We start from the raw sequence: 26416 nt of genomic DNA, 5'->3' as shown, positions 1-26416 counted from the left end.
AGTTATTCATGACCATGCCAACCTCACAATGTCCGTGGCGGATGCAGGTTCATCACATCCATCAGGAGACGCCGGATGTGTGGACGCTGTCCCTGCTGTGCCATGACTACTATCCGTACCGTGCAGGTCAGTATGCGCTGGTCAGTGTCCGCAACTCAGCGGACACGCTGCGCGCCTACACGATCTCCTCAACGCCGGGCGTGAGCGAGTACATCACGCTCACTATCCGCCGTATCGATGATGGTGCAGGCTCGCAGTGGCTGACCCGGGACGTGAAGCGCGGGGATTACCTCTGGCTGTCCGACGCACACGGGGATTTCACCTGTGACGATAAAGCGGAAGATAAATTCCTGCTGCTGGCCGCCGGGTGCGGCGTCACGCCGATCATGTCAATGCGTCGCTGGCTGGCGAAAAACCGTCCGCAGGCTGATGTTCAGGTGATCTTCAGCGTGCGCTCGCCGGAAGATGTGATCTTTGCCGAAGAGTGGCGTAACTATCCGGTGACGCTGGTGGCGGAACATAACGCAACCCACGGTTTTGTCGCCGGTCGTCTGAGCCGCGAACTGCTGCAAAGCGTCCCGGATCTCGCGGATCGTACCGTGATGACCTGTGGGCCGGCGCCGTATATGGATATCGTTGAGCAGGACGTGAAAGCGCTGGGCGTGACCCGCTTCTTCAAAGAGCAGTTCTTCACCCCGGTCGCGGAAGCGGCAACCAGCGGAATTACGTTTACCAGACTGCAGCCTGCTCAGACCTTCTTTGGCCGGGTCGGCACCACGCTACTGGATGCGCTGGAAAGCAACAACGTGCCGGTGGTGGCAGCATGCCGTGCTGGCGTGTGTGGCTGCTGCAAGACCAAAGTGGTCTCCGGTGAGTACACCGTGACGAGCACCATGACGCTGACCGAGGCAGAAATCGCCGACGGATACGTGCTGGCGTGCTCGTGTCATCCACAAGGGGATCTTGTGCTGGCGTAATCAGCCAACGCGCGAATGACGGGGGTAAGCGCTCGCGTTTACCCCCGGTTAGTACGCCTACCGCCAGACCGGCGCTTTCCCCAACGCAAAACGCCCAGCGCCTAAACATGCTACCGCCAGCGCACCGATAAAGAAGTACACCAGGCTCTCAATCGCCCAGGCACCTACCGCGTCAAGCGCAAAGGTTTCCCCCGTCCCGACCATCAGCCACGCCACAATCATGGTAAACGCCAGCACCAGCGCCGCCGGGCGCGTAAAAAGCCCCACGATAATCAGGACAGGCGCCACCACTTCGCCAATGAGCACGCCGTAGGCGATAAACCCCGGTAATCCTTTTTCCACCAGCATGCCGCTGATGAACCCCACGCCACCCAATAACTTGTGTAAACCGTGAAAAAGCATCAGCCCACCGACGGCAAGTCGTAACAAGAGTTTGCCGGCATCGTCGCACGATAGCTTTTCATTAACAGCAATTAACAATGATTTAACCATTTGAAATGATTCCTGTTTTCATCTGTGTGATGACCAGATTATGCCGAATCATTGCGGGTGAAAAGCACCTTTTAATAAGGGGGAAAGCGCGGCAATACAGTGACTTTCTTCTAAGCTTGTAAGCGATATCACTTAAAGGAGATGGACACCCATGAAACAAACCGTGGCTGCATACATAGCAAAAACCCTCGAGCAGGCAGGCGTAAAGCGCATCTGGGGCGTAACCGGCGACTCCCTGAACGGGCTGAGCGATAGCCTCAATAAAATGAAGACCATTGAATGGATGCCAACCCGTCATGAAGAGGTTGCCGCCTTCGCGGCTGGTGCGGAAGCGCAGGTGACGGGTGAACTGGCCGTCTGCGCCGGATCGTGCGGACCGGGCAACCTTCACTTGATCAACGGCCTGTTTGACTGCCACCGCAATCACGTACCGGTCCTGGCGATTGCCGCTCACATCCCTTCTTCCGAAATCGGCAGCGGCTATTTTCAGGAGACGCATCCTCAGGAGCTGTTCCGTGAATGCAGCCACTATTGCGAATTAGTTTCCTCACCAGAACAGATCCCTCAGGTTCTGGCCATTGCAATGCGCAAAGCCGTGCTTAACCGCGGTGTTTCGGTGGTCGTTATTCCCGGTGACGTGGCGCTGAAGGCCGCGCCTGAGGGTGCCAGTTCGCACTGGTATCACGCCCCACAGCCTGTCATCACGCCGGCTGAAGAAGAGCTCAAAAAGCTCGCGCAGCTGCTGCGTTACTCCAGCAATATCGCCCTGATGTGCGGCAGTGGCTGTGCGGGCGCGCACAAAGAGCTGGTGGAATTTGCCGGCAAGTTAAAATCCCCGATTGTTCACGCCCTGCGCGGCAAAGAGCACGTCGAATATGACAATCCGTATGACGTGGGCATGACCGGACTGATCGGTTTTTCCAGCGGTTTCCACACCATGATGAATGCCGACACGCTGATCCTGCTCGGCACCCAATTTCCGTACCGCGCGTTTTACCCGACGGATGCCAAAATCATTCAGATTGATATTAACCCGGGCAGTATTGGTGCCCACAGCAAAGTCGATATGGCGCTGGTAGGGGACATCAAATCCACCCTCGCCGCCCTGCTGCCGCTGGTGGAAGAAAAAACCGACCGGAAGTTCCTCGACAAAGCCCTCAGTGATTACCGCGATGCACGCAAAGGACTGGACGATCTTGCCAAACCGAGCGACAAAGCCATTCATCCCCAGTATCTGGCGCAGCAAATTAGCCATTTCGCGGACGACGACGCCATCTTTACCTGCGACGTAGGCACCCCGACCGTCTGGGCGGCACGCTATCTGAAGATGAACGGCAAACGCCGTCTGCTGGGGTCGTTCAACCACGGTTCGATGGCCAACGCCATGCCGCAGGCGCTGGGGGCCAAGGCCACCGCACCAGAGCGTCAGGTGGTGGCGATGTGCGGCGACGGCGGGTTCAGCATGCTAATGGGCGATTTCCTGTCGGTTGTGCAGATGAAGCTCCCGCTGAAAATCGTGGTCTTTAACAACAGCGTGCTGGGCTTTGTGGCGATGGAGATGAAGGCAGGTGGCTATCTGACGGACGGCACCGAGCTGCACGACACCAACTTCGCGCGCATCGCTGAAGCCTGCGGCATCACGGGTATTCGCGTAGAGAAAGCCTCAGAAGTCGATGAAGCCCTGCAGCGCGCCTTCTCCATCGACGGTCCGGTACTGGTGGACGTGGTGGTGGCGAAAGAAGAGCTGGCGATCCCACCGCAGATTAAACTCGAGCAGGCCAAAGGATTCAGCCTCTATATGCTGCGCGCCATCATCAGCGGACGCGGTGATGAGGTAATCGAACTGGCAAAAACCAACTGGCTCAGGTAAAACATTTCACATAACCTCTTAAATTAAAGGGATGTGAAATGATTGATTTACGCAGTGATACCGTTACCCGTCCGGGTCGCGCCATGCTCGAAGAGATGATGGCCGCCCCGGTCGGGGACGACGTCTACGGTGACGATCCAACGGTGAATGCGCTGCAGCATTATGCCGCCGAGCTAAGCGGTAAAGAGGCCGCCCTGTTTCTGCCATCCGGCACCCAGGCCAACCTGGTGGCATTGCTCAGCCACTGCGAACGCGGTGAAGAGTATATTGCCGGTCAGGGCGCGCACAATTACCTGTACGAAGCAGGCGGTGCGGCGGTACTGGGCAGCATTCAGCCTCAGCCGATAGATGCCGCCCCGGACGGCACCCTGCCGCTCGACAAGGTCGCGGCGAAAATCAAAGTCGATGATGTGCATTTCGCCCGCACCAGGCTGCTCAGTCTGGAAAACACCCACAACGGCAAAGTGCTGCCGCGCGAGTACCTGCAAGCAGCGTGGGAATTCACCCGCGAGCGCAAACTCGGGCTGCACGTGGACGGCGCGCGCATCTTTAACGCCGTGGTGGAGTATGGCTGCGAGCTGAAAGACATCACGCAGTATTGCGATTCGTTCACTATTTGCCTGTCTAAAGGGCTGGGGACGCCCGTTGGCTCGCTGCTGGTGGGCAATGCGGACTACATCAAACGCGCGGTCCGCTGGCGTAAGATGACCGGCGGCGGGATGCGCCAGGCCGGTATTCTGGCGGCAGCCGGACTGTACGCCCTGAAAAACAACGTGGCCCGCCTGAAAGACGACCATGAAAACGCCGCGTGGATGGCCGCACAGCTACGCGAGATTGGTGCAGACGTTATGCGCCACGATACCAACATGCTGTTCATTCGCGTGGGCGAAGAGCACGCTGCCGCGCTGGGTGAGTTTATGAAAGCCCGTGGCGTGTTGATCAACGCCTCGCCGGTGGTACGCCTGGTTATGCACTTAGACGTTAATCGTCAGCAGCTGGCAGACGTGGTGAAACACTGGCAGGCGTTTTTACAGCGCTAAGGAGCAGAGCGTGCCGCAACGTATTCTGGTACTCGGTGCCAGTGGGTATATCGGTCAGCATCTCACCACTGCGTTAAGTCAGCAGGGGCACCAGGTGCTGGCCGTGGCACGCAACACGGAGCGTCTGCAAAAACTGCACCTGCCCGGGGTGACCTGTCACAACGTCGATCTCAACTGGCCCACGACGCTGCCGGCGTTACTGGAAGGGGTCGACACGCTTTACTACCTTGTTCACAGCATGGGCGAAGGGGGCGATTTTATCGCCCACGAGCGTCAGGTGGCGATGAACGTTCGCGACGCGCTGTTGCGCACACCGGTGAAGCAGGTGATTTTTTTAAGCTCGCTGCAGGCGCCTGCTAACGAGCAGTCCGACCATCTTCGCGCCCGTCAGCTCACGGCTGAGACCCTGCGCGGCGCCAATATTCCCGTCACCGAACTGCGGGCGGGGATCATCGTCGGAGCTGGCTCCGCCGCGTTCGAAGTGATGCGCGACATGGTGTACAACCTGCCGGTGCTTACCCCGCCGCGCTGGGTGCGATCGCGGACCACGCCGATTGCGCTGGAAAATTTACGCCATTATCTGGTGGCCCTGCTGGACCATCCGGCTGAGCAACACCGTGTGCTTGAGGCTGCCGGCCCGGAAGTGCTGAGCTACCAGCAACAGTTCGAACATTTTATGCGTGTCAGCGGCCGCCGACGCTGGCTGATCCCCATTCCCTTCCCTACCCGCTGGATCTCGGTGTGGTTTTTAACCGTCATTACGTCCGTGCCGCCGACGACCGCAAAAGCGCTGATTCAGGGGCTCAAACACGATCTGCTGGCCGACGATCGCGCGTTGCGTGCGCTGATCCCCCAGACGCTGATCCGTTTCGATGACGCGGTACGCAATACGCTCAAGGAAGAGGAACAGCTGATGAACTCCAGCGACTGGGGCTACGACGCCCAGGCGTTTGCCCGCTGGCGGCCTGAATACGGTTACTTTCCTAAACAGGCGGGCTGCACGGTGAACACCCCGGCAAGTCTGGCTGACCTGTGGGAGGTGGTGAATCAGATTGGCGGCAAAGAACGCTATTTCTTCGGCAATATCCTCTGGCAAACCCGTGGCGCACTGGATCTGCTGGTAGGACACAGGCTGGCGAAAGGCCGTCCTGCGCACCCGTATCTTGCGGTAGGCGATACGGTTGACAGCTGGAAGGTAATTATCGTCGAGCCCGAAAAACAGCTGGCGCTGCTATTTGGCATGAAAGCGCCCGGTCTGGGACGGTTGTGCTTTACGCTAAAAGACAAAGGCGACCATCGTGAACTGGACGTTCGTGCATGGTGGCACCCGCACGGTATGCCCGGGCTTTTCTACTGGTTGTTAATGATCCCCGCTCACCTGTTTATCTTTCGCGGAATGGCGAAACGTATCGCGCAGCTGGCAGAACAAAAGACGAAAATAACTCAATAAAACTCTTATTCTTTCACCTTTCCCATTGCAACCCGCCGTAATTCACGAAAGAATGCGCACGAAATTCTTTTTCAACACAGTGGATTGATATGAAGGTACTGGTTACCGGGGCGACCAGCGGCTTAGGCCGAAATGCGGTCGAGTTTCTGCGCAACAAAGGCATCAGCGTCAGGGCCACCGGTCGCAACGAAGCGATGGGTAAACTGCTGCAAAAAATGGGCGCAGAGTTTGTCCATGCCGACCTGACGGAGCTGGTCTCCTCTCAGGCCAAGGTGATGCTGGCCGGTATCGATACGCTGTGGCACTGCTCCAGTTTTACCTCCCCGTGGGGTACCCAGGAAGCTTTTGACCTCGCCAACGTGCGTGCCACCCGTCGTCTGGGTGAATGGGCCGTGGCCTGGGGCGTGCGTAACTTTATTCATATCTCCTCCCCGTCTCTCTATTTCGACTATCACCATCACCGCGACGTGCAGGAAGATTTTCGCCCGGCGCGCTTTGCCTGTGAGTTTGCCCGCAGTAAAGCGGCCAGCGAAGAGGTGATCGATCTGCTGGCGCAGTCGAACCCGCACACCCGTTTTACCGTATTGCGTCCTCAGAGCCTGTTCGGCCCGCATGACAAAGTGTTTATCCCGCGTCTGGCGCAGATGATGCACCACTACGGCAGCGTGCTGCTGCCCCGCGGTGGCGATGCGATGGTGGATATGACGTACTACGAAAATGCGGTCCACGCCATGTGGCTGGCAAGCCAGCCCGACTGCGATACCCTGATTTCCGGTCGCGCGTACAATATCACCAACGGTGAGCCCTGCACGCTGCGCAGCATCGTGCAAAGGTTGATTGACGAGTTGCAAATAGACTGCCGTATTCGTTCCGTGCCCTACCCGATGCTGGATATGATTGCCCGCAGTATGGAGCGTCTTGGGAGTAAATCGGCGAAAGAGCCTGCGTTGACGCACTACGGTGTCTCAAAGCTCAACTTTGATTTTACGCTGGATATCACCCGCGCAGAAAACGAACTGGGGTATAAGCCGATTGTCTCCCTGGATGAGGGGATTGTGCGTACTGCCGCCTGGCTGCGTGACCACGGCAAATTGCATCGCTAGTTGAGCGCGCTCATCTCAGAGAACAGAGACGAAAACGGCAACCCGAAGGTTGCCGTTTTGTTTTACAGCGCCGTCCAGGCGTCTGACCACGCCAGACCCGCGCCTGGCTCGTAGTACGCCGGGGCATTGTTACACCAGCCGCTGTACGGGAACGGTTTGCACTGGAACAGTTTACCGTGGTTATTCACGATATCGCCTGCCTTGTACTTGCTGTTCGCGCTCCACGCGGCATAAGCACCAGAGGTACCGTCGTTTTCAGACGGCGTCGTGGCTTTCGCTTTAACGTTCAGCAGATAGGAAGTGGTGCTGCTCAGCTCGCCATCGCTCACGGTCAGGCTGACTTCATACTGTTGAGCCGTCGCAGACTCTGGCGCGGTAAAGGTCACCACCGCCTTGTCTTCACCGGTGACCGTCTGGCCATCCTGTGAACGCCAGGTGTAGGTCAGCGTGTTGCCGTCCTGGTCAGTGGATCCTTCTGCGCTCAAGGATACCTGCGCGCCCGCTTCCACCGCACCGATTGGGCCCGCAATCTGCGCGACCGGGGCGTGGTTCACCACGGTCGGTTCTGCCGGCGTTTCGTCCGGAACCGGTGCCGGGGTTTCATCTTCCGATGGCGTCGGTGCCGGAGTGACCGGATGCTCGTCCGGCGTCACGGCGGAACCGTCATCGTTGATGATGTTGACGTTATAGAATTTCTTCACGCAGTTCGTGTAGTCACCCTCTTTAAAGGCGCTGAACGGCGTCTGATAACCGACCAGCTGGCAGGAATACGTTTTACCGTCTGGCGTATCGGCACTCCATCCCCAGTCCTGCTCCCAGTAAATCTTCAGCGCACCGGAGCCGCCTTCATCGAACTGCTTCATGTTGGCACAGCCGAGGACTTCATTTGCCGGGACAGGCACTTTCAGGTACTTCGCAAACTCTTTGTAGTACTTGATACGGTTTTCAGACTGGGCAATCTCAGTCGGGCCGCCGCACTCTACGCCACCGTTAATGATCTGGGTGGTCACGCCGAAGCCCGGAACCAGGCCGTTGGCTTTGTCATGATCGTTTGGCTGCCAGGTGCCGTCGATAACCTGCAGCATGCTCGGTTTCGGCGGCTGCGGATAGGCGAAGAAGAAGATGGCGCTTGCCAGGTTCAGCCAGGTGTCAGCCACCAGCTCCGGCTTGTCGAGCAGCGTGCGGACAGTGCCGAACATCGCTTCAGAGAACGGACCGTAGTTGTAGTTATAAGACAGCTGTTTAGCCCCACGGCCAAAGTAACTCACGAAATCGCCGTCTTTGTCTTTGCCGCACGGCCAGGTTTGTCCCTGCCAGATATCAGGATTACATTCGCCGTTGTAACCGCCTTTCTGCCCTTCGGTCCAGCCCATTTCGCGAACGTGAACCAGCGCCTGACGCCATTCGGCTTCCGGACGCCAGCTTTCGTGGCCGCCGGTTTCCTGTGCGAAGTGGGCAAACATAGTGGCCAGCTCTTTACGGCAGATGGCGTCGCTGTCACGGCCGTCGTTGTAGGTCTTACACAGCGCCGGGAATTTGCCCACCGCTTTCAGGAAGTTACTGTAGGTGTAGGACTGCGCTCGCATCGGGAAAAGGTATTCCCAGTCGCTGGCCTTCACAATGCCTTCAACGCGTTTAACGTTATCCGGGTTCGCTGCACGGCCTGGCTCAATCAGCTCAACCTGGGCATTATCCAGCGTACGAATGGTGTCTTTAACCGACGCCATCAGTGGAAAGTTAGTCAGTTCCTGTTCTTTCTTCGCCAGATCGCTGGCTTTCAGGGTGAACGGCTCGCTGGTGGTTGCCTGCAGCGTCGCAGCCTGTGCCATGAAAGGCGCAATGCATGCACCCGCAACGAGCACGCTCAGTAAGGTCCTTTTGGTCATTTCAACTCATCCTATATATAGCAACAAGGGTTAATGCAATCACGGTTTATGTATTATTCCCTTAATAAATAAACCAAAGAGTGCGGTAATTTTTCATTTTCTGAAGCGCACCTCTGGGTACGCTTCAAAAAACAAAAAGCAGAATTAATAAGAGGAACGAGGTTTTATCTCCTGATATTTCGCCCAGACCTTGCGGGCATAATTCATACGCTTTGAATAATTCTCTTTTTTCACTCCCGCGTTATAAGCCCCGACGGCTTCCCAGTTATAGCCATATACGTTGATCATCGTCGACAGTATTGACGCGCCCACCATAATGGAGGTGCAGGGCTCGGTCACAAGCCGGTTCTCATCAATGCCCTGGCGCTGCAGTTCGCTGAAATGCGTGCTGTTAATCTGCATTAATCCCACATCCCGCGAGCCATCCTGATTCCACCCCACGGCATTCGGATTCATACCGGATTCCACCTGCGCAATGGCATATAATAAATACGGATCGACATGATAATAATGCGCCGCTTTATCCCAGCAATTTGCTGTCGCACTCTGACTTAAAATAAGCAATAACAATAAAAAGCGTTTCATCTCATTACCTGTTTATTTACTGACGATCCTTCTCCTTGCGCACGCTGTCTTATTCCGGAAGGGGTTGACCACACCCGAAACGGGGTGTGGTCAACGATTGCAGGCGATATCAAACCCGCAACCTCAGGCTAAGAAGGTTATTTGCAGTCTGCTGACGCGCCTTCTTTCACCCATACATCGCTGTTACCTGGTTTATCACCACGGGTCCACCATTTCGCACGGTAGACATACCCCTGGTAGGTGGTCGTATCGCCACCGTTGTAAACCACATCTGAACGCCAGTTCATTTTCACCTGGCTGACCAGCTCCCACGCATCCGCGTCAAAGCCAGGTTTATTGCCCTGTGTCCAGTACTTCGCTTTCCACACCAGGTTGTCGGCGCTCACGGTGTCACCACTGTTGTAGATTTTGCTCGCATTCCAGGCCGGGTACTGGCTGGCATTGGCATCAACAGGTGCATCACAACTGCCGGTGGCAGAGCCTTCATCAGAAGGTGGCGTGACCTCATCGGCTGCTTTTGGCGTGACAATAACCTGCACGTTCGATTGAACGCTGGTTTTACCGTCGCTGACCACCACGCTCAGGGTGTAGGTGGAATCGGAAGCGACAGCCGGTGCGGTGATATTCACGTTCGCGGTGTCAGTACCGGTTGCGTTCATGTCCGCCGGCACGCTCCAGGCATAGGTCAGCGCGTCACCATCCGGATCGGCCGCCTGCGCATGCAGGGCATAGGTTTCACCCGCCTGCAGCGTGATGCTTTCCATCGGGTTGACCACCGGTGCCTGGTTCGCTTTAGGTGCTTTGTTCACGACCTGAACATCAATGGCGTTCGTCAGGCCTTTCGCATCTTTCACCGTCAGGCGGAAGGAGAGCGTCTGGTTCTGAGTCACTGCCGCCGCGCCGAAGGAGGCTTTGGCTTTCGTGCTGTTGGTAAGGGTCACGGCTGGACCGGAAATCTGGGTCCACTTATAGGTAATGGCGTCGCCGTCCGGATCGCTAGACGCAGAGCCATCGAGGGTGACGGTAACAGGCCCGGTCACGGTCTGATCGGCAGCCGCAGCGATCGGCGCATGGTTGGTGACAACGGGATCAACCGGCGTTGAACCGCCGCCCAACAGGCTTTCGTTCATCGCATTAAGGATGTCGCCATTGTCCGAGTCGATGGACCAGGAGAACAGACCGCCCAGGTTTTTCGCCAGCACATACTTACCTTTTGCCGTGGTAGAACGCGCGTCTTCATAGGTAATCAGATCGCCGGTGGCTTTATTGAACAGATACGGCGCTTCTGCCGCGGCATCGTATTTGTATTCCCAGCCTGGCTTGCCTTTGTACTCGTTCGCAATCTGACGGTAGTCAACCACGCCCGGTTCCCAGGTGCCTTTGACCGCGCCCGTTGCCGTACCGGTGAACGGATTGTCGCCGGTGTAGCCATGAACGCCGGTCCAGCCGCGACCGTACATGCCCGCCCCCACAACAATCTTGCCCGGCTGCACGCCCTGCTCCAGCAGCGCGTTCACGCCGTTTTCAGTGGTGTAGTTGGTGTCCGGTTTCCACTCCGCGCCGTGCAACGCCGCCTGGTGGCCGAGATCAGTGTTGCTCCAGCCGCCGTAGAAGTCATAGCTCATCAGGAAGATGTGGTCGAGGTACTGCTGCGCCGTGGTGTAATCCACGTCTTCAATTTTGTCTTTACCGGAACCAATGGCGGTGGTCAGTTCGTACGTACGGCCCGTTTCTGCTGACAGCTCGTTCAGCATCGCGCGCAGATCGTGCATCACCGCGGTATAGGTGGCTTTGTCCTGAGCAGGGTTGCCAAGATTTTCCGACACACCACCCCCCCCCGGGAATTCCCAGTCAATATCGACCCCGTCGAAGAATTTCCAGGTTTTCAGGAACTCTTTCACGGAAGAGACGAAGCGCGCGCGGATCGCGGAATCATGCATCTGGAAGAATGGATCGGACATCGTCCAGCCGCCAATGGAAGGCAGCACTTTCAGATCCGGATGGGCTTTTTTCAGCGCCATCAACTGACCAAAGTTACCTTTGTAGGGGTCGTCCCAGTTGGTCACGCCAGCCTGCGGTTTTTGCAATGCCGCCCACGGATCGTGAATGGCCACGGTGTAATCCTGACGGCCCGCACAGGCGCGCTGCAGCGCGGCGAAGCTGTTGCCGTTCTCAACCGTTTTTAACCCGTCGTTGATGCCATCACCGCCACAGATCGGAATGAAACCGTACAAAATGTGATTCAGGTTCGCCGCAGGGATTTTATCCACCGGGAACTCACGCCCATAGACGCCCCACTCAGGGAAATAGGCACCCACCACTTTGTCCGTATGTTGAGAGAAGGTTTTGTTATTTTCCTTCAGGGTGGTGTTCAGCGGCAGCAGATGGCTTCCGTCCGTGTCCGCCACGATGATCAGTTTGCTGGCACTTTTAGAACACCCGCTGGCGTTACAGAGTTCAACCTGCTCCTGATAGCGTCCGCCCTTTTTCACTTTGAAGGTGGCTGACCCGGAGGCGCTTGCGGCGCCACTCCACACGGCCTGACCATCCAGAAGCACTTTCGCCGAGGTTGGCGCATCGCCGCTCCAGACGTTCCACTCAACTTTCACATCCGCGCCATCATGGACTTTCACAAGGCTGTTATAGTCTTGCGCTGCCTGGTCAACTTCAACAATCGCAAACTTATCATTGCCACTGCTGAGGGTTGGCGTACCTGGCGCCGCCGCGAAGGCAGAGCTGGACGCCGCTGCAACGAAAAGCGCCAGATATTTAGGCTTCATAAATTTCATTTTTATTTCCTGATAAATTTATTTGTAAACGTTAATGACCCATGTCTTCCTTTAAAACATGGAATAGTTTTTTACAGACTTTGAATTTCAACTTAAGCAATAATCGTTAACCGCTATTTCTGTGGCGCGCTGTATTCCTCCATTAAAAGATACAAGCTCGAATTCTGTGAAGCTTATGTCTTTAACGATACGCTGAATAAATACTGTATTCCTTTCATTCCCCAATCGAAAAAATCACTAAAAAAACTTGACCGGTGTATTCAGAATGTGGAACAGGCAACCTGATAAACAAAAATCGTCATGCCGGCAAAAGCTAAATAAGGCCCGAAAGAAATAATGCGGTTATTTTTATTCGCATGTGTTGTCGCGAAATATCCGACAATACCGCTTAACGCGGCAATCAATTCCAGGGTGGGCAGTGCCTGCCAGCCGCACCAGGCGCCTAACGCCGCCAGAAGTTTAAAATCGCCATAGCCTAATCCTTCTCGTCCGGTAAGCAGACGAAATGCCCAGTAAAGAGACCAGAGCGAAAGGTAGCCAGCCACCGCCCCCACCAGCGCATCCTTAAGCGGCAGCGTGTGGTCAACGAGGTGTAACAACAGTCCTGCCCACAGCAACGGCTGGGTCAGACAGTCAGGGAGCAACTGATGCTGCCAGTCAATCATCGCCAGCGGCAGCAGAAACGCGGCCAGCAACCACAGTGAGAACAACGCCGGTTCGCCCGGAATGCACAAGGCGGTGAGGCCAAAAAAGAGCGCGGTGACGAGTTCGAGCATCAATAAGCGCAGCGGGATGGCCGTACCGCACTGCCTGCAGCGCCCGCGCAATACTAGCCAGCTGACCAGCGGGATATTCTCCCAGGCCGCAAGATCATGCTGGCACACCGGGCAGTGAGAGGCCGGAAACAGCAAGTTGCCCGCGCCTTCCTCCTCCATCACCATGCCCGGCACGCGCTCGGCGACAACCCCCAGAAAACTGCCCACCATGCTGCCCAGGATCGCACTCATCACCGGGAACCCCACCGGGTAGACTTCCCGCATCAGCGCAACGGTGTTCATGCGGTTTCGCGCCAGGTGAGCTGCACTTCGGCTTTCACATCACTGAGGTGATCGACCGGCGTAAGGTTCATTTTTTGCAGCCTGACGCCGGAGGTCTGGTTGATTTCCCGCAGCCAGTTTTTTAATTCATACACGTTTACGCGGTTCACCACGAACGATAAGGTTTGCCCGTCCTGACGCACCTCCGTCAGGGAAAGGTTAATTTCATGAGCGCTGTTCTCCACCACCGTGCGCGGGTTATCCGTTTTAATGATCATCACCGGAAGGTGGTGTTTATCTATTTCTCTGCGCATCCAGTTCAGCGTCTCTTTTTGTCGGGTCAGCGTTGATTTGCTATTTTGAATCATATTATCCAGTGGCATCATGCCCGCGTAATAAACAACCGCGGCCAGGAGGGCAACGGCACCGGTTTTTAAAATATATTTCTCCTGGATGCTGTATTGTTGATAACGCGACGTAAGCTTCGTGATTCGCTCTTTCATTTATATTTCCCTGCGATCATGGCGGTATAAGGTGCAGTGGTCGAAACAGGCTGTAGGGTGAAATCAAAATGCTCCCCTGTTTTCTCCACAAATGACTGCAGCACGGCCTGGCTTTGCGCACTGACGCTCAGGGTCAGCGCATTTTGTTGCGCATCGTACTCAAGCAGGGAGATCTCAAGTGCGGGCACGGCCTGCCTGGCTTGCTCAAGATCATCCAGCTGCAGGAATATCCCTTTGTGCTGCTTTTTCATGTTTTGACCAAAGTGGTATTTGATATTGGTCTGCTGGCGCATGCTGGGAAAATGGTGCTGATAAACCTGAACGATCTCCTGCTGAACCTGATTTTCCTGCTGTACCAGCATCCAGGCCATCGCGATCCGCGGGCCCAGCAACAGCCCGAGAGACAGCAGGCCCGCCGCCGCCATCGCGATTTTTATTCCTTTAGACGCGCTGCCTTTCCCTGCCTTCGGGCTGAATTCACCGTGCAGGAGGGTGACCCGACAGGATTGCCACTGGGGCTGGATCAACACCAGCGGATGCTGCCACGGGCGCAGAAGATCCACCCCGACACCGGCTGGCGGTTCGCCGTAACAGCACACGTCACCGTCTGGGGTTTTTTGCATCAGCAGCGGCAGCAGGCTGGCCTCCATTTCGCTGGCGACATGGGGCGACAGGCGCAGCCAGTAGCGGTCATCCAGGGCAACCAGCGTGCTTCCTCCTGCCGTCACCGGCAGCAGCCAGGCATCCGGCAGCACCTGAACCACCTTCAAACCGGCCTCCTGGCAACGGGCTAACCACCCGCGCAGAAGATCGGTATCAATCGCCACCGCGTCAACGTCGGCCCCCTTTTTGTGAAGCACCGTCCAGTGAAGGTTGTCCACATCGCCAATGAGCGTCTCTTCCGCCAGCCACGAGAACGCCGCCGTCTGAGAGGCAACTTTTTTCGGCAACGTAAAATGGCGGAAGATCATGTTGCCCGCGGGCAACAGTAAACAGACCCGGGCCGCGAGAGGATGGTCTGCCAGCGCGTCAAGGCGCTCCACAACGTCAACCTGCTGGCTGCCGGAAGCACACCACATTATTTTCCCGCCCTCACGGCTGTCGGGACGAACAAAAAGTACCTGTTTCATAGCCATCTGCTTTTCTTATTCAATCATTCGGTAACGACGTTGCCACGTCACGATCTCACCGGCTTCGTTATTGACCTGAAGCTGGCTTACCACGCGGAGCGTTAGCGCATCGGTGTTGCCGGTATAGTTAACGCGGAAGTACCGGCTTTGGGTGGAGAGTTGTCCGGCCAGCTGCGGAAGGTCGTCTTTCACCTGCGGGAAGGCCTGCTCCAGCACGTTGCTGAAGGTTTCCATATTTTCCCAGCCGGTTTCAGGTCGCGATTCAATCAGGCGTACGGCATCGTCTTGCGTTATTTTTCCGGGGAACATGGCGGCCAGTAAGGCGGCCTGTTCCGGTTTCAGGGTGTTCACATCCACCTTGCTGGCGGTATCCGGTAAGGCACACAGCAGCGTGCTCACCTTCCGGTATGCCGTTGTCGGAAATGCCGGCAGCAGCGTGATCTCAGCGATCGTGCGCATCATCTGGTTTGCGGGCTGCCGGGGGGGCACCACGCCTGCCCAGGCATCGCTCTCCGCCCCCTCGCTGGCCGTGGTGGTATCGCCATCCAGATAGTCCACCAGCTGCGAGTAAACCTCGTGCGCTGTGGGCTGGCTGAGGCCACTCCCGGTCAGGAGTTGCTCAACAATCTGCTCTTTTCGCGGTTTTTCCGGCACCACGGGCGCATTTTGCCCCTGCGCGATGTCATCGGCCGCCAGCAGGTTATTCACGTTGAAGCAGTCCTGGGCGTCTTCCACCTGGCTGACCACCGTGTAATCGTCACCCCGGGTCTCCAGCGGCTGGTGCCAGTCACCCTGCAGAGTAAGGGCTTTACTCTCACCGCTGGCGTCGCTCTGCAGACGATCTTTGACCACCTTCTCCTGAGCCTGCATGGCCCAGCGCAGCTGCTGCTGACTCACCTGGTAATGGGTTTTCTGCAGATTGCGGCAGAACTGCTGGCTGATTCTGGCAGCCAGCGCCGACATCATGACCAGCAGGATCAGTACCACCAGCAGTGCGACGCCTTTCTGTTTACGTAAAGCCTTCATGATGTCGCTTCCGCTGCAGGTGGCGCGGCAGATGCGTCTGCGGGCGCTGGCGCGGCGGCCTCAGGGATATCGCCCGGCGTCGTAAACACCCAGCGCCAGGTCTCCCCGTTTTCCATCGTCAGCGTCAGCTCGACGCCATCCGGCAGATGTGCCGGGTCGTTCCAGCTTTTTTGCCAGCCCTGACGGTAAAAACGCCACTGCAGGGATTTCACCTCGTCGACAATCGGCACCGCATCGGGTCTGGCATCCGCCGGGCTGTCAATCACCGGCCAGACATCCCGGTACAGTCGCCCCTCTTCCAGCCGCCAGCGCACGCGCTCCAGCTGTACGGTTCCGCTCACGCCGTTCAGCGTGGTCAGCTCAAGGCCGTCATCCCCCTGACGAAATGTATCCGGCTCGTTGCGCGGCGCACGCGCCTGAAGCTGATAGAAATCGCGTTCCATCAGGTTCCAGGCACGCTGAAGCTGATTGAGCTTTGCCGCGCTGGCCTCCGTCGCCGAACTGGTGCGCATCGCCCCGTCGAGGATTTGCCAGGCCAGGGTGCTGATCACTGCAAAAATGGTCAGCGCAATCATGATCTCCAGCAGGGTAAATCCCCGCTGGCGTCGGATTTTCTTCACGGTTCCTCTCCCGGCGCGATGACCTGCAGTGAAATAACCGGCTGGCTTTCATCGCCTTCTGCATAGACGCGGATGGCATTCGCCCAGCCGTTAGCCGCGGTTTTTATGCGCTGCTTTCGCCAGGCCCAGCTGCGCCCGCCCATGACCTCTGCCCCCTGCGCTTCAGCGTCAGGAAAATCACGTCTGTTGAGCTGCGCCTCCGCCAGTTGATTTTCGGCGACCCAGCTGGCCTGCAATGTATCGGCCAGCCCGTGGGTGAAACGCACGTTCAGGGAGACCGAGTTCATCAGCGCCAGTGCGGCGGTGGAGAAGATGACCAGCGCGACCATCACCTCCAGCAGCGTCATCCCCTTTTGCTTTCTCTTGCCGTTAGCCATCGTTTTCTACCGTTACAGGGGCCGCGCCTTGCGACACCACGCGGAAATGGTGCGCGTTGTCGCGGCTTTGCAGCGCCAGCGTAAAGCGGCTGATTTCACCGTCCGGCAGAAATAACACCTGCGGTTCGGATGTCACCGTGGCGGCGAGACGCTGCGGCGTGAGCGAGACGTGCATCTCCGGCGGGAAATCACCCCGGGTCGTTATCCGCCCCGCGGATAACGACACCCAGTGACGCTCACCGTTTTTATCCTCGAGCGTCACCAGCCGGTATTTATCCGCGGTCATAACCAACCCCACGATATTTCCGTCCATCACTGCCCGGTCTGAACCATAATCAACGAGGGCTTTTAATTGCTGACCAAATATATCCGCACCGCTGCGTGAGGGTATTGTTGAAACCACCATCATGGCGCAGCTGGCAAATATCACCAGCGCCAGAATAATTTCCAGCAACGTAAAGCCGCGTTGACGTTTCATTATTTCTCTTTCTTATCCAGAGACCAGTTTGTAATATCATCGGCGGTATTGGCTTCGCCATCCGGACCGGCGGAGAAAACGTCTACGGCACCGTGTTCACCCGGGCTGACCAGAATATAATCCCCGCCCCACGGGTCCTGCGGCAGGCGGCGGATATAACCGTCCGCACGGTAGCCGTTGGGAATGGGCGCAATCTCTGGCTTCGTGACCAGCGCCTGCAAGCCCTGCTCGGTGGTGGGATAGCGGTGATTATCCAGCTTATACATATCCAGCGAGCCTTCGAGCGCGACGATATCGCTGGTCGCTTTTTGGGTATCCGCTTTTTCTTTATTACCCATTAAATTGGGTACCACCATACTCGCGAGTACGCCGAGAATAACAATAACCACCATTAATTCGAGCAAGGTGAAGCCCGCCTGGCGAGCCAGGTGTTTACGTTTTATAGCCATGATTTAACCTACCATATTATTAAGTTGCAGAAGCGGTTGTAATATTGACAGGACGATGAATAAAACAATCGTCGCCATAGATACCACCAGTGCCGGTTCAAATACCGACAACGTTAACGTAATACGATGCTGTAATGCCGATTCCTGGTTTTCCGCCGCGCGGTCCATTAAATGGCCTAATTCCCCACTCTCTTCCCCGGAGGCAATCATATACAGCATGGTCGGCGGGAATAATTTCGCCTGCTCCAGAGCCGCATAAAGCGATGCACCCTGGCGCACGGTATCCGCCGCCTGCTCCAGCACCTGCCGGGCATACCGGTTTTCGATCCCGTCCATCGCGATATACATCCCCTCCAGCAGCGGCACGCTACTGGCCTGCAAAATGCTCAGGGTACGGATATAGCGGGCGCTGTTGATGGCGCAGACCAGCTTTTTGACGGGCGAACCGTTCACCAGCCAGCCGTGCCAGCGAAAACGATTTTTAGCGTTTCGAAGCCAGGCCTTAAAACCCATCATCCCGCCTGCCAGACTGCCGACGATATAGAGGCCGTAAACCTGCAGGAAATCACTCACCGCGATCAGCGTGCGGGTGGTGATCGGCAGTTGCTGTTTCATATGGGTGAACTGCTCAATCACCTGGGGCACAACCGCCACCAGCAGAATGCCGATCACCGCGATGGCCACCACGGTCAGGGTGATCGGGTAGACCATCGCCTGCGTCAGTTTGCTTTTCATCTTCTGACGCTGCTCGTTGTACTCGGCCAGCTTTTCCAGCACGTCGCCCAGATGGCCGGTCTTTTCACCGGCCATTACCAGCGTGCAGTAGAGCTTGTCGAAGCTGCGCGGAAACTGGCTGAAAGCGTCAAACAGCGTATGCCCTTCCACCACCTTCTCGCGGATGTCCACCACCATCGCCGCGAGCTTTTTATCCTCCGTCTGTTTCGCGATTGCCTTCAGCGCGCTCTCCAGCGGCAGCGCAGCGTTGACGAGCGTCGACAGCTGACGGGTAAACATCGACAGCACCGGCGTGGAGAGTTTTGCCCCGGCGTTCGCATTACCGGCAGCCGCAACCTCACGGGTTTCGTTGATGCTGACGGGCATCAGCTTTTGCTCGCGCAACATCTGGCGGACCTGCTTTTGCCCCTCAGCCTGCAACGTGCCACGCCGGGTTTTGCCCGCGGTATCCCTCGCCGTCCAGGCGTAGAAGGCCATTACGTATCTCCTCCGCGCTCGGCGGTGACGCGCATCACCTCTTCCAGCGAAGTGACGCCACCGATCACCTTCAGCAGCCCGTTCTCACGCAGGCTGTAGGCCTGCTTAAAGAGTTCGGTTTCGATGGCCATTTCGTCTTTATCTTCATGAATGGCGCGGCGCAGGGTGCTGTCGACCACCAGAAACTCATGAATACCGGCGCGCCCCTGATAGCCGCTCTGGCGACAGTGTTCGCACCCCACCGCGCGATAAATCGCATGTGGCGGCTGGTCCATAAAGCTGAACAGCGCCTTTTCATTGTCATCCAGCGGACTGGTGGTACGGCAGTGCGGACACAGCCGACGCACCAGACGCTGGGCAATGACCCCCAGTAACGATGAACCGATTAAAAACGACTCCAGCCCCATATCCCGCAGGCGGGTTATCGCCCCGGCGGCGCTGTTGGTGTGCAGCGTAGACATGACCAGGTGACCGGTGAGCGACGCCTGCACCGCAATTTGTGCCGTCTCGGCGTCACGGATTTCGCCGATCATCACCACGTCCGGGTCCTGGCGCAGAATTGCGCGTAACCCGCGGGCAAAGGTCATGTCCACGCGCGGGTTAACCTGCGTCTGCCCCACCCCTTCCAGCTCGTATTCAATAGGATCTTCTACGGTCAGGATGTTGCGCTCATGGCCGTTCAGCGCCGAGAGAATCGCGTACAGGGTGGTACTTTTACCGGAACCCGTTGGCCCGGTGACCAGGATAATGCCGTGCGGGCGGTCAATCAGCCCTTGTAACTTCTCCCGTTCTTCATCAATCAGCCCAAGCTTGTTGATATCAGGCTTGAGATTGCTTTTATCGAGCAGACGCATGACCACGCGTTCACCATACTGGGACGGAATGGTCGATACGCGCACGTCGACCGCCTTACGGCCAATGCGCAGGGAAATACGGCCATCCTGCGGCAGACGTTTCTCCGCGATATCCAGCCGGGACATCACCTTGATACGCGAAACCAGCAGCGGCGCGAGCTTACGCGCGGGCTGCAACACCGGACGCAGCACGCCGTCGACGCGAAAGCGAATGCTCAGCGTACGCTCGAAGGTTTCAATATGAATATCCGACGCGCCCTCTTTTACCGCCTCGCCGAGAATGGCGTTGATCAGGCGGATCACCGGCGAGTTTTCATCGTTATCGAGCAGATCTTCGTTGTCCGGGATCTCCTCGGTTAACGCCATCAGATCGATATCGGCGTCCATATCGTCCACCAGTTGCTGGGACACCCCGCTGCTCTGCTGCCAGATCCTGGCCAGCATTTCATCGAAGGCTTCCGCCGTCAGGGTGACCGGGACAAACGCGCGTCCCAGCACCCGACGCACTTCCAGCAGCGCGAGTGCCGGGGTGTCATCACGGATATAGACCGCATCGTGAAAAAATAAAACGCCGTTATCTTTTGCGTAGCCGCTGCTACACAGGGTTTTGCTCAGTTCGTCCACGTGATACCTCCGCCTTACTCTTTAAACGGATTGCGGGACGCGCTGGTTTTCACCGATGCAGCACTCGCAGCAGGGAACGCGGGTAACACGGCGTTATCCGCCGGTTCAATGATCCCGAGCTTTTTCTCCTCAACGCGCTGCTGCTGGCGGGCGCGGATCTGGTCATATTTCTCTTTCGACGCCGCGCTGTAGTTGTCGTCGTCACGCAGCACGGTGGTATGAATAAAGACCATCAGGTTGCGTTTGGACGCGTCCTGCGAGGTGTAGCGGAAAAGCTGCCCGACCAGCGGAATATCCCCCAGCAGCGGCACTTTGGAGACCGACTGCTTAGTGACATTCTCCATCAGGCCGCCGAGCACCACCGTTTGCCCGCTGTGCACCATCACTTCGTTATTGATGGTTCGGGTATTAAAGGTTGGGCCAAGGCTGGCGTCTTCCGTTGCGCTGTTGTCGACGCTTGAGACTTCCTGCTCAATCTTCAGGTGGATCATGTCGCCGTCGTTGATTTGCGGCACAATTTTCAGTTTGGTCCCCACCGTCTTGCGCTCTACGGAGTTAAAGACATTATCACCACTGGTGGTCTGCGAACCGGAAAGCACCGGCACGTCCTGACCGACATTGAATGACGCCTCTTTGTTATCCAGCGTGACCACGCTTGGCGTGGAAAGGATGTCGTTTTTGCCGTCAGTTGAGAGCGCGGTCATCAGCGCACCGAAATCACCGTTAAAGAAGCCGGTCGCCAGGCCAGTAAAGCTGGCGCCCTTGATGGTGCCATTTTTTATCTGACTAATGGGCAGGCCGGTGGAGCCGAACTGGACGCCACCGTGCTTGCCGGTCCACTGCACGCCGAGATCCAGACCGTTGCCGTCCTGCACTTCAGCAATGATGGCTTCCACCAGCACCTGCGGACGGCGGATGTCGAGCTTGTCGATCACCTTCTCCAGAGAGTTCATCACGTTAGGCTGCGCGGTGATCACCAGCGAGTTGGTTGACTCGTCGGCGGTAATATTCAGATCGGTCGCCGCGGTGGCCGTTTTCGCCTTCGCGGTGCCGGTTTTGTCTTTCAGCTGTTCGCCAATACCGGTGAGCACCGGAACCACTTTGGTGGCGCTGGCGTACTTGAGATAGAAGACGCGGGTATTCCCCTCGTTGTTCTGCTCGCGATCTAACTCATGGATCAGGCTGCGGGTACGCGTGCGCGCATCTTCCGAACCGCTGATCACCAGGCTGTTGGTTTCGTCATCCGCCACCACTTTGGTGGCCAACTGCGGCGCGTTCTGCCCTTTCTGCTCTTCGTTGTTGAGATTATTCAACATGTCGGAGAGCGCTTTGGCGGAAGCAAAGCGCAGGGGGACGATTTCGCGACGCTGAACACCGTCTTTATCCACGCGCTGGACCAGATCCACCAGCCGGTTCACCACGGACGCTTTACCGGTTAACAGCAGCACGTTGGAAGGCTCGAAGTGCACCACGTTGCCGATGCCGGTAGCATCGTTCAGTTGACGCAACAGCGGCGCGAGTTCACGCACCGGCACGTTTTCCATGCGCACGACACGGGTAATAATCTCATCGCCTTTGCCCGGGTTTGTGCTGTCTGCCAGCGGCGCACCGGCGGTGCGGGCCACGCTTGAGCGCACCACTTTAACCATGCCGTTATCCATCGGGATCACCGAGAGACCGTAGAGATCCAGCACGCTCAGGAAGAACTGGTAATACTCATCCTCCGTCAGCACGTTGTAGGTTCTGACGGATACGGAACCCTGAACCGACGGGTCGACGAGAATGGTTTTGTTAAGGTTACGGCCTACCGTATCGATAAACTCGCGGATATCGGTATTTTTAAAACTCGCGCTAAAGTTGGCTGCGAGCAGCGAACCCGAATATAACGACAATGCGGTCAGCGCCACGCACGCCCATGGAAATTTCTTCATGTCTGTACACTTATTAATTGTTAAGAACATTGACCCGAATATTTTCAAGGTGAGCGTGACGTCTGACGACAACCTCCGCTTCTTTCATTTTTGACCATTCAGCAATAATATTTTTTGCCTTTACTTCATTGGTCATATCGACAGCATTCACTTCGACTGCCACATCCCCTTTTTTCAGTCCTGAATGGCTATAAAAGGAAGAGGCATTCCGGGGATTAATGGCATAGCCTTCCAGTTGGCCTTTTTCGACAACCGGTTTTAATACCAGATAATCATTCAGATGCAGCGTGTCTGCGCCTGCATCTTTTGTCGATTTGGTTACCGGGCCGCTATCAACGCCGCCCTTGAAATAATCCGGTTTCTTTAAGGCCAGCGTCTGCGTGATGCCTTCATAATTCACGACGACACTGTCTTTGTTAATTTCCTGAATAAAGGCATCGTTAAACCCGGTCAGCGGCTCCCCTTCGCGGTAGCTCTTCTGGCCCGCGGGCGTTTTAATAACAGCGAAGGAAAGCCAGGGGTCATCACTGCGCACAATGCCTTCTATTTCCGCCGCCAGCGGGGCTTTTAGCGCAGCCGGCCCAATGTCCTGACGTGCTGCCGCCGTGAAAAGCGTGAATGTTTTCTCTTCGCGGCGGTTTTTCAGCGGCTGCGCATCGGCGTTAGCCAACCTATTCGTAACCTTTTTATAATCTTTAAACGTGAAATACCCTTGCTGGCCGCTAAAAATTAACAGCGCCAACATCATGCAAGGGGTTATCCACCGTGACAGAAATGAGAACCTCATTTTTCATCTGGCCTTTAACAAAGCGAAAATAAGCAGCATCACGCTGCGACAAAACGTGTGAAGAGAGTAATGAGACGCGGTGAATACGACCATCGACTTCGCCACCAACTTTAATAAAGAAAATTATTGACCGTCTAAAACCGAGGTGTTAGGACATTTCTGCCGGATATTTTTACCCAGTTGAAAAATTGATCGCCCCGTCTCCTTACCGTAATTTCACGACCTGTTGCTATTCCTAATCAGAGACGGTAAGTCGTTATGTATCAGAGCCACTTTACTTTTAAAACCCCGCCCTTCAGGAAGGTCACCCGCTTATCCGGGGATTTTCTGGTGCCTTATCATCAGGACGTCTTTAACCTGCTGAAAGAGAAAACCCAACAGGCGGGAATATGCGGGCTCTTTAGCGACGATACCTCGCTGTTGGGCCAGTTCAGCGATGCGCTGAAAAACAGCGACAACCGCGTTCTTGCCATCAACGCGTTTCCAAAACTGAGCGCCAGTAGCCTGCTGTACAAGCTCAGCCCGGACACGAAAGCAATCGCCAGCCGTATTCAGGCGGTCGATACCGTGCTGCAGCAGTGGCAAGCCGGGAAAACACAGGCCACCGTGCTGGTCTTTTCCCATACTGAAGCCATGAAAGAGACCTGCCGGACGGTGCTGGGGATGTTGCTCACCCGTGCGCAGGAGCTGGGGTGTCATTTATCGGTGGTGCTGACGGGCGCGGAAAATCAGGCGGCGCTGCTACAGCAATCTGATCTGCGTGAATATGTGCATACCCACCACACCTTGCGCCCCCTGACCTGCCGTGAATATCTCAGCTACGTGCAGGCGCAGTGCGAAGAGCACGGGGGCGAAAGCTCGCCGTTATCCCCGGCGCGCGTGCGTAAGATACACGCAATGACAAAAGGGAAAATCAGTGAACTGAATGCGCTGGCGCACCTGTCGATGCTCGCGGCCTGGACCGAACGCGCAAGCCAGGTCAGTCCGCGACATTTACGCCTGGCGGCCGCAGAGGTGCTGCCCGCGAAAAAACAGGGTAAGCGTCTGGCAACGGTTTCACTGTTTGCCTCTGTGCTGTTCGCGGCTTGCGGCTGGTATTTTACCGCCTCAATGACTGCTCGCCTCCCGGTTTCGCTGCCGGTCCCGATAAGCTGGAATCACCCGGCCGCCCCCGTTCAGGCCCCCGTCGTGCCGGTTATCGACAAGGAAATAGTCAATCAGCCGGACGCGATGCATCAGCTTTATCTGATGTGGGGGTATGACGCCTCGGCGGAAGATGCGCTGTGTCAAAACGCGGTGAAGGTAAACCTGATGTGTAAGCAGGGAAATGCCTCTCCGGATGCGCTGGCAGGCGAAGGTTATCCGTGGGTGAGCGAGCTCAAAACCGGCAATCATCTTAACTATGCGGTGGTCGCCCGCGTCGGAGAAACCTCGATGGACTTACTGATGAATAACCGGACCTGGCAGGTCAGCCGCAGCTGGTTTAACCGGCATGCAACCGGAAACTATACGCAACTGCACCGCCTGACGCCGGAAGGTAAAGACGCCATCAGCGCAACCAGTGACGGCAAAGAGATGACCTGGCTTGATCAGCAGCTGAGCCAGGCCCTTTCTCAACCTGAAACCCACGCTCAGCGCTGGACTGCGGAGATGATGAAACGCACCCGCGCGTTCCAGCAAAAAATGCATCTGCATGTGGACGGTATTCCCGGCGAAGAGACATTAATGCAGTTAATGCGGGAAACCAACACCACGCCGAGCGTATTGATCCAGGCTTCGCATGCAATACCGGATGCTAAAATGCAGGAGAAGCATTCCTGATGTCTACTATCAGCCTTGCGGCTCAGCGCAGTTACACCACCGGGGAAGCGGTCTGGTTTTCATATCGCCTTCCCGGACTGAGACACGTTTTTGCCCACACCGTTTTAGGACTCCTGGGTCTGTGCGCCATGCTGATGGCCGGGTTGTACGCGCATGTGTATTGGGATCTGCGCCACCCTACCCCCGCTCCCATCAACGCGAGCAGCGCCAGACCGGAAACACAGCTTTCAGATATGCATTATGTGTATGTGAGCAAACCCTTCCCGCATCCGCACCCTAAACCTGCGCCGGTGCATGAGGATATGCCTGCCCTGCAGGATCTGCCGATTAACGGCGATGATACCGACTGGCAGCAGGCGCCTGAAGGAGCGGCTCAGCACGATACCGCGCGGGATACGTTACCCGGTACCGGGGCGCACACCGACACTTCTGCACGGGCTGGCAGCGACAGTTCCTCATTAACAGAATTGTTTAAGCAGGCGTTAAAAGAACAAGAGCAGGATTATTCGCAAGGCAAAATTCCCGCGCCGCCGGTTGACGAAACGCAGGATATTTCCCGGTCCCCTTTACGTCATAAAGGAGACCGGCTGGAGTAATTAATATTTTTCAGGCAAGGATGTCAGGTTAAGGAGTCGCCCCTTTTCCACCACAATATACTGACCTTTTTTCAGGTCGGAGAGAATTTTAATAATGGTACTGCGTGCCAGGTTGGTGTATTCCTGAATATAGTCATATATGTTGATATCACGCTGATGTTGAACAATCAGTTCATTAATCTCGTATAAAAATTCGCGCACTACCGAATAGGCACTGCGGGCAACCAGCACATCGTCACGCTTGCTCAGCATACAAATATACCAGGAGAGCACTTTCGTCAGTTCCGGCCACAGATTGTTTTCAGTCATTAGCTGGGCGAAGGCCTCTTTTTTTATCGAGCGCACGACGGTATTTGACCGAATGAGGCCATACATGTGCGTGGCGCTGTAAAACATAGAACAAAGCCCAAATATACACGGCCCCTGAACGGTGAACATGCACAGTTCATCAGATTCGCGGCGGAACTCAACGTCGCCACTGACGATAATATGAATATACTGTGAATCACTGGTAGATATTTTCTGCCACTTTTTTAACGTCTTCTCTTCAAATCCTGACGTTGCAGAAATAATTGCGTTGACTTCGTTTTGCGGACGTAATTTTTTACCGTAGATGCTTAACATTATTATACCCAATTTAAGATGTGAAATATAAAACTCAGGATTAAGACGTAAGGCCTCAACCCAGGAATATTTTCCTGATGAAACACTCAAGGAGAAAATAAAAGTAGAAATTGTTTACGTTAATTTGCTGCTTTACTTAGCAAGCTATGTGTCCA

General features: G+C 56.1%; 24 protein-coding genes. 7 read left to right on the top strand and 17 right to left on the bottom strand.

What is annotated here, in order from left to right; translation table 11 throughout:
• The first annotated feature begins 8 nt into the window (after positions 1-8).
• Positions 9-977: an NADH oxidoreductase gene (hcr, locus tag BH714_RS03390; RefSeq protein WP_014169350.1), complete on the top strand. Its 969-nt coding sequence runs from the start codon at positions 9-11 to the stop codon at positions 975-977.
• Between the two features lie 57 nt (positions 978-1034).
• Here the strand turns inward: hcr and BH714_RS03385 are convergent, their stop codons facing one another.
• Positions 1035-1469, bottom strand: a complete 435-nt coding sequence (locus BH714_RS03385) for a DoxX family protein (RefSeq protein ID WP_032677784.1) — start codon at positions 1467-1469, stop codon at positions 1035-1037.
• 151 nt (positions 1470-1620) lie between these two features.
• Between BH714_RS03385 and poxB the strand changes: the two genes are divergently transcribed.
• The 4 genes from poxB to BH714_RS03365 all read left to right on the top strand — a co-directional run bounded on the left by poxB (position 1621) and on the right by BH714_RS03365 (position 6932).
• Complete coding sequence (gene poxB / locus BH714_RS03380; protein ID WP_014169348.1) at positions 1621-3339, top strand: ubiquinone-dependent pyruvate dehydrogenase; 1719 nt, start codon at positions 1621-1623, stop codon at positions 3337-3339.
• A 38-nt stretch (positions 3340-3377) separates the two neighbouring features.
• Positions 3378-4379 carry a low-specificity L-threonine aldolase gene (gene ltaE, locus BH714_RS03375; RefSeq protein ID WP_040017042.1) on the top strand — a complete coding sequence of 334 codons (1002 nt, stop codon included), beginning with the start codon at positions 3378-3380 and terminating at the stop codon, positions 4377-4379.
• A gap of 10 nt (positions 4380-4389) precedes the next feature.
• A complete protein-coding gene (locus BH714_RS03370; RefSeq protein ID WP_040017040.1) occupies positions 4390-5829 on the top strand; it encodes an SDR family oxidoreductase in 1440 nt (479 codons plus the stop codon).
• An 89-nt stretch (positions 5830-5918) separates the two neighbouring features.
• The gene (locus BH714_RS03365; RefSeq protein ID WP_020884845.1) at positions 5919-6932 is read left to right on the top strand and encodes an NAD-dependent epimerase/dehydratase family protein; all 1014 of its coding nucleotides are present in this window, start codon (positions 5919-5921) and stop codon (positions 6930-6932) included.
• Positions 6933-6994: 62 nt separating this feature from the next.
• Here the strand turns inward: BH714_RS03365 and BH714_RS03360 are convergent, their stop codons facing one another.
• The 15 genes from BH714_RS03360 to gspC all read right to left on the bottom strand — a co-directional run bounded on the left by BH714_RS03360 (position 6995) and on the right by gspC (position 23178).
• A complete protein-coding gene (locus tag BH714_RS03360; RefSeq protein WP_040017039.1) occupies positions 6995-8818 on the bottom strand; it encodes a chitinase in 1824 nt (607 codons plus the stop codon).
• A gap of 144 nt (positions 8819-8962) precedes the next feature.
• Positions 8963-9403, bottom strand: coding sequence for a type III secretion system invasion protein IagB (iagB, locus tag BH714_RS03355; RefSeq protein ID WP_014169343.1), 441 nt, complete (start codon positions 9401-9403; stop codon positions 8963-8965).
• Positions 9404-9540: 137 nt separating this feature from the next.
• The gene (locus tag BH714_RS03350; protein ID WP_040017038.1) at positions 9541-12192 is read right to left on the bottom strand and encodes a glycosyl hydrolase family 18 protein; all 2652 of its coding nucleotides are present in this window, start codon (positions 12190-12192) and stop codon (positions 9541-9543) included.
• Positions 12193-12452: 260 nt separating this feature from the next.
• Complete coding sequence (locus tag BH714_RS03345) at positions 12453-13250, bottom strand: prepilin peptidase (RefSeq protein ID WP_040017037.1); 798 nt, start codon at positions 13248-13250, stop codon at positions 12453-12455.
• Entirely contained in the window at positions 13247-13732 is a 486-nt protein-coding gene (gspM, locus tag BH714_RS03340) for a type II secretion system protein GspM (protein ID WP_040017036.1), read from the bottom strand. Before gspM ends, BH714_RS03345 begins: the two co-directional genes overlap by 4 nt.
• Positions 13729-14862 (bottom strand): type II secretion system protein GspL, encoded by a 1134-nt coding sequence (gene gspL, locus BH714_RS03335; protein ID WP_040019007.1) that lies wholly within the window; start codon positions 14860-14862, stop codon positions 13729-13731. Before gspL ends, gspM begins: the two co-directional genes overlap by 4 nt.
• A 15-nt stretch (positions 14863-14877) precedes the next feature.
• The gene (gene gspK, locus BH714_RS03330; RefSeq protein WP_040017035.1) at positions 14878-15888 is read right to left on the bottom strand and encodes a type II secretion system minor pseudopilin GspK; all 1011 of its coding nucleotides are present in this window, start codon (positions 15886-15888) and stop codon (positions 14878-14880) included.
• Positions 15885-16508 (bottom strand): type II secretion system minor pseudopilin GspJ, encoded by a 624-nt coding sequence (gene gspJ, locus BH714_RS03325; RefSeq protein ID WP_040017034.1) that lies wholly within the window; start codon positions 16506-16508, stop codon positions 15885-15887. The genes gspK and gspJ overlap by 4 nt, the downstream gene beginning before the upstream one ends.
• Positions 16505-16885, bottom strand: a complete 381-nt coding sequence (gene gspI, locus BH714_RS03320) for a type II secretion system minor pseudopilin GspI (protein ID WP_040017033.1) — start codon at positions 16883-16885, stop codon at positions 16505-16507. Before gspI ends, gspJ begins: the two co-directional genes overlap by 4 nt.
• The gene (gene gspH / locus BH714_RS03315; RefSeq protein WP_014169335.1) at positions 16878-17363 is read right to left on the bottom strand and encodes a type II secretion system minor pseudopilin GspH; all 486 of its coding nucleotides are present in this window, start codon (positions 17361-17363) and stop codon (positions 16878-16880) included. The genes gspI and gspH overlap by 8 nt, the downstream gene beginning before the upstream one ends.
• Positions 17363-17812, bottom strand: a complete 450-nt coding sequence (gspG, locus tag BH714_RS03310; protein WP_014169334.1) for a type II secretion system major pseudopilin GspG — start codon at positions 17810-17812, stop codon at positions 17363-17365. The genes gspH and gspG overlap by 1 nt, the downstream gene beginning before the upstream one ends.
• A gap of 3 nt (positions 17813-17815) precedes the next feature.
• Complete coding sequence (gene gspF, locus BH714_RS03305; protein WP_014169333.1) at positions 17816-19024, bottom strand: type II secretion system inner membrane protein GspF; 1209 nt, start codon at positions 19022-19024, stop codon at positions 17816-17818.
• Positions 19024-20502: a type II secretion system ATPase GspE gene (gspE, locus tag BH714_RS03300; RefSeq protein WP_040017032.1), complete on the bottom strand. Its 1479-nt coding sequence runs from the start codon at positions 20500-20502 to the stop codon at positions 19024-19026. Before gspE ends, gspF begins: the two co-directional genes overlap by 1 nt.
• A 14-nt stretch (positions 20503-20516) precedes the next feature.
• Positions 20517-22433 (bottom strand): type II secretion system secretin GspD, encoded by a 1917-nt coding sequence (gene gspD, locus BH714_RS03295; RefSeq protein ID WP_040017031.1) that lies wholly within the window; start codon positions 22431-22433, stop codon positions 20517-20519.
• Between the two features lie 13 nt (positions 22434-22446).
• Entirely contained in the window at positions 22447-23178 is a 732-nt protein-coding gene (gene gspC / locus BH714_RS03290) for a type II secretion system protein GspC (protein ID WP_040019006.1), read from the bottom strand.
• A 300-nt stretch (positions 23179-23478) separates the two neighbouring features.
• Here gspC and BH714_RS03285 point away from each other — a divergent pair, with 300 nt between their 5' ends.
• Together BH714_RS03285 and BH714_RS03280 are read left to right on the top strand one after the other, a co-directional pair.
• Positions 23479-25041: an ExeA family protein gene (locus BH714_RS03285; protein WP_040017030.1), complete on the top strand. Its 1563-nt coding sequence runs from the start codon at positions 23479-23481 to the stop codon at positions 25039-25041.
• A complete protein-coding gene (locus BH714_RS03280) occupies positions 25041-25637 on the top strand; it encodes a hypothetical protein (RefSeq protein ID WP_040017029.1) in 597 nt (198 codons plus the stop codon). The genes BH714_RS03285 and BH714_RS03280 overlap by 1 nt, the downstream gene beginning before the upstream one ends.
• On the opposite strand, the gene BH714_RS03275 is transcribed toward BH714_RS03280, so the two are convergent.
• Positions 25638-26261 carry a helix-turn-helix domain-containing protein gene (locus BH714_RS03275; RefSeq protein WP_032677768.1) on the bottom strand — a complete coding sequence of 208 codons (624 nt, stop codon included), beginning with the start codon at positions 26259-26261 and terminating at the stop codon, positions 25638-25640.
• Positions 26262-26416: the final 155 nt, after the last annotated feature.

It is taken from the genome of Enterobacter ludwigii (assembly GCF_001750725.1).
Taxonomy (GTDB): Bacteria; Pseudomonadota; Gammaproteobacteria; order Enterobacterales; family Enterobacteriaceae; genus Enterobacter; species Enterobacter ludwigii.
The sequence above is the reverse complement of the archived record's forward strand: the minus strand, read 5'-3'. Positions and strand labels throughout refer to the sequence as shown.

Coding starts and splice junctions, on each gene's coding strand:
- hcr (WP_014169350.1), top strand. CDS start 9: ATGACCATGCCAACCTCACAATGTCCGTGGCGGATGCAGGTTCATCAC.
- BH714_RS03385 (WP_032677784.1), bottom strand. CDS start 1,469: ATGGTTAAATCATTGTTAATTGCTGTTAATGAAAAGCTATCGTGCGAC.
- poxB (WP_014169348.1), top strand. CDS start 1,621: ATGAAACAAACCGTGGCTGCATACATAGCAAAAACCCTCGAGCAGGCA.
- ltaE (WP_040017042.1), top strand. CDS start 3,378: ATGATTGATTTACGCAGTGATACCGTTACCCGTCCGGGTCGCGCCATG.
- BH714_RS03365 (WP_020884845.1), top strand. CDS start 5,919: ATGAAGGTACTGGTTACCGGGGCGACCAGCGGCTTAGGCCGAAATGCG.
- BH714_RS03360 (WP_040017039.1), bottom strand. CDS start 8,818: ATGACCAAAAGGACCTTACTGAGCGTGCTCGTTGCGGGTGCATGCATT.
- iagB (WP_014169343.1), bottom strand. CDS start 9,403: ATGAAACGCTTTTTATTGTTATTGCTTATTTTAAGTCAGAGTGCGACA.
- BH714_RS03350 (WP_040017038.1), bottom strand. CDS start 12,192: ATGAAATTTATGAAGCCTAAATATCTGGCGCTTTTCGTTGCAGCGGCG.
- BH714_RS03345 (WP_040017037.1), bottom strand. CDS start 13,250: ATGAACACCGTTGCGCTGATGCGGGAAGTCTACCCGGTGGGGTTCCCG.
- gspM (WP_040017036.1), bottom strand. CDS start 13,732: ATGAAAGAGCGAATCACGAAGCTTACGTCGCGTTATCAACAATACAGC.
- gspL (WP_040019007.1), bottom strand. CDS start 14,862: ATGAAACAGGTACTTTTTGTTCGTCCCGACAGCCGTGAGGGCGGGAAA.
- gspK (WP_040017035.1), bottom strand. CDS start 15,888: ATGAAGGCTTTACGTAAACAGAAAGGCGTCGCACTGCTGGTGGTACTG.
- gspI (WP_040017033.1), bottom strand. CDS start 16,885: ATGGCTAACGGCAAGAGAAAGCAAAAGGGGATGACGCTGCTGGAGGTG.
- gspH (WP_014169335.1), bottom strand. CDS start 17,363: ATGAAACGTCAACGCGGCTTTACGTTGCTGGAAATTATTCTGGCGCTG.
- gspG (WP_014169334.1), bottom strand. CDS start 17,812: ATGGCTATAAAACGTAAACACCTGGCTCGCCAGGCGGGCTTCACCTTG.
- gspF (WP_014169333.1), bottom strand. CDS start 19,024: ATGGCCTTCTACGCCTGGACGGCGAGGGATACCGCGGGCAAAACCCGG.
- gspD (WP_040017031.1), bottom strand. CDS start 22,433: ATGAAGAAATTTCCATGGGCGTGCGTGGCGCTGACCGCATTGTCGTTA.
- gspC (WP_040019006.1), bottom strand. CDS start 23,178: ATGTTGGCGCTGTTAATTTTTAGCGGCCAGCAAGGGTATTTCACGTTT.
- BH714_RS03285 (WP_040017030.1), top strand. CDS start 23,479: ATGTATCAGAGCCACTTTACTTTTAAAACCCCGCCCTTCAGGAAGGTC.
- BH714_RS03280 (WP_040017029.1), top strand. CDS start 25,041: ATGTCTACTATCAGCCTTGCGGCTCAGCGCAGTTACACCACCGGGGAA.
- BH714_RS03275 (WP_032677768.1), bottom strand. CDS start 26,261: ATGTTAAGCATCTACGGTAAAAAATTACGTCCGCAAAACGAAGTCAAC.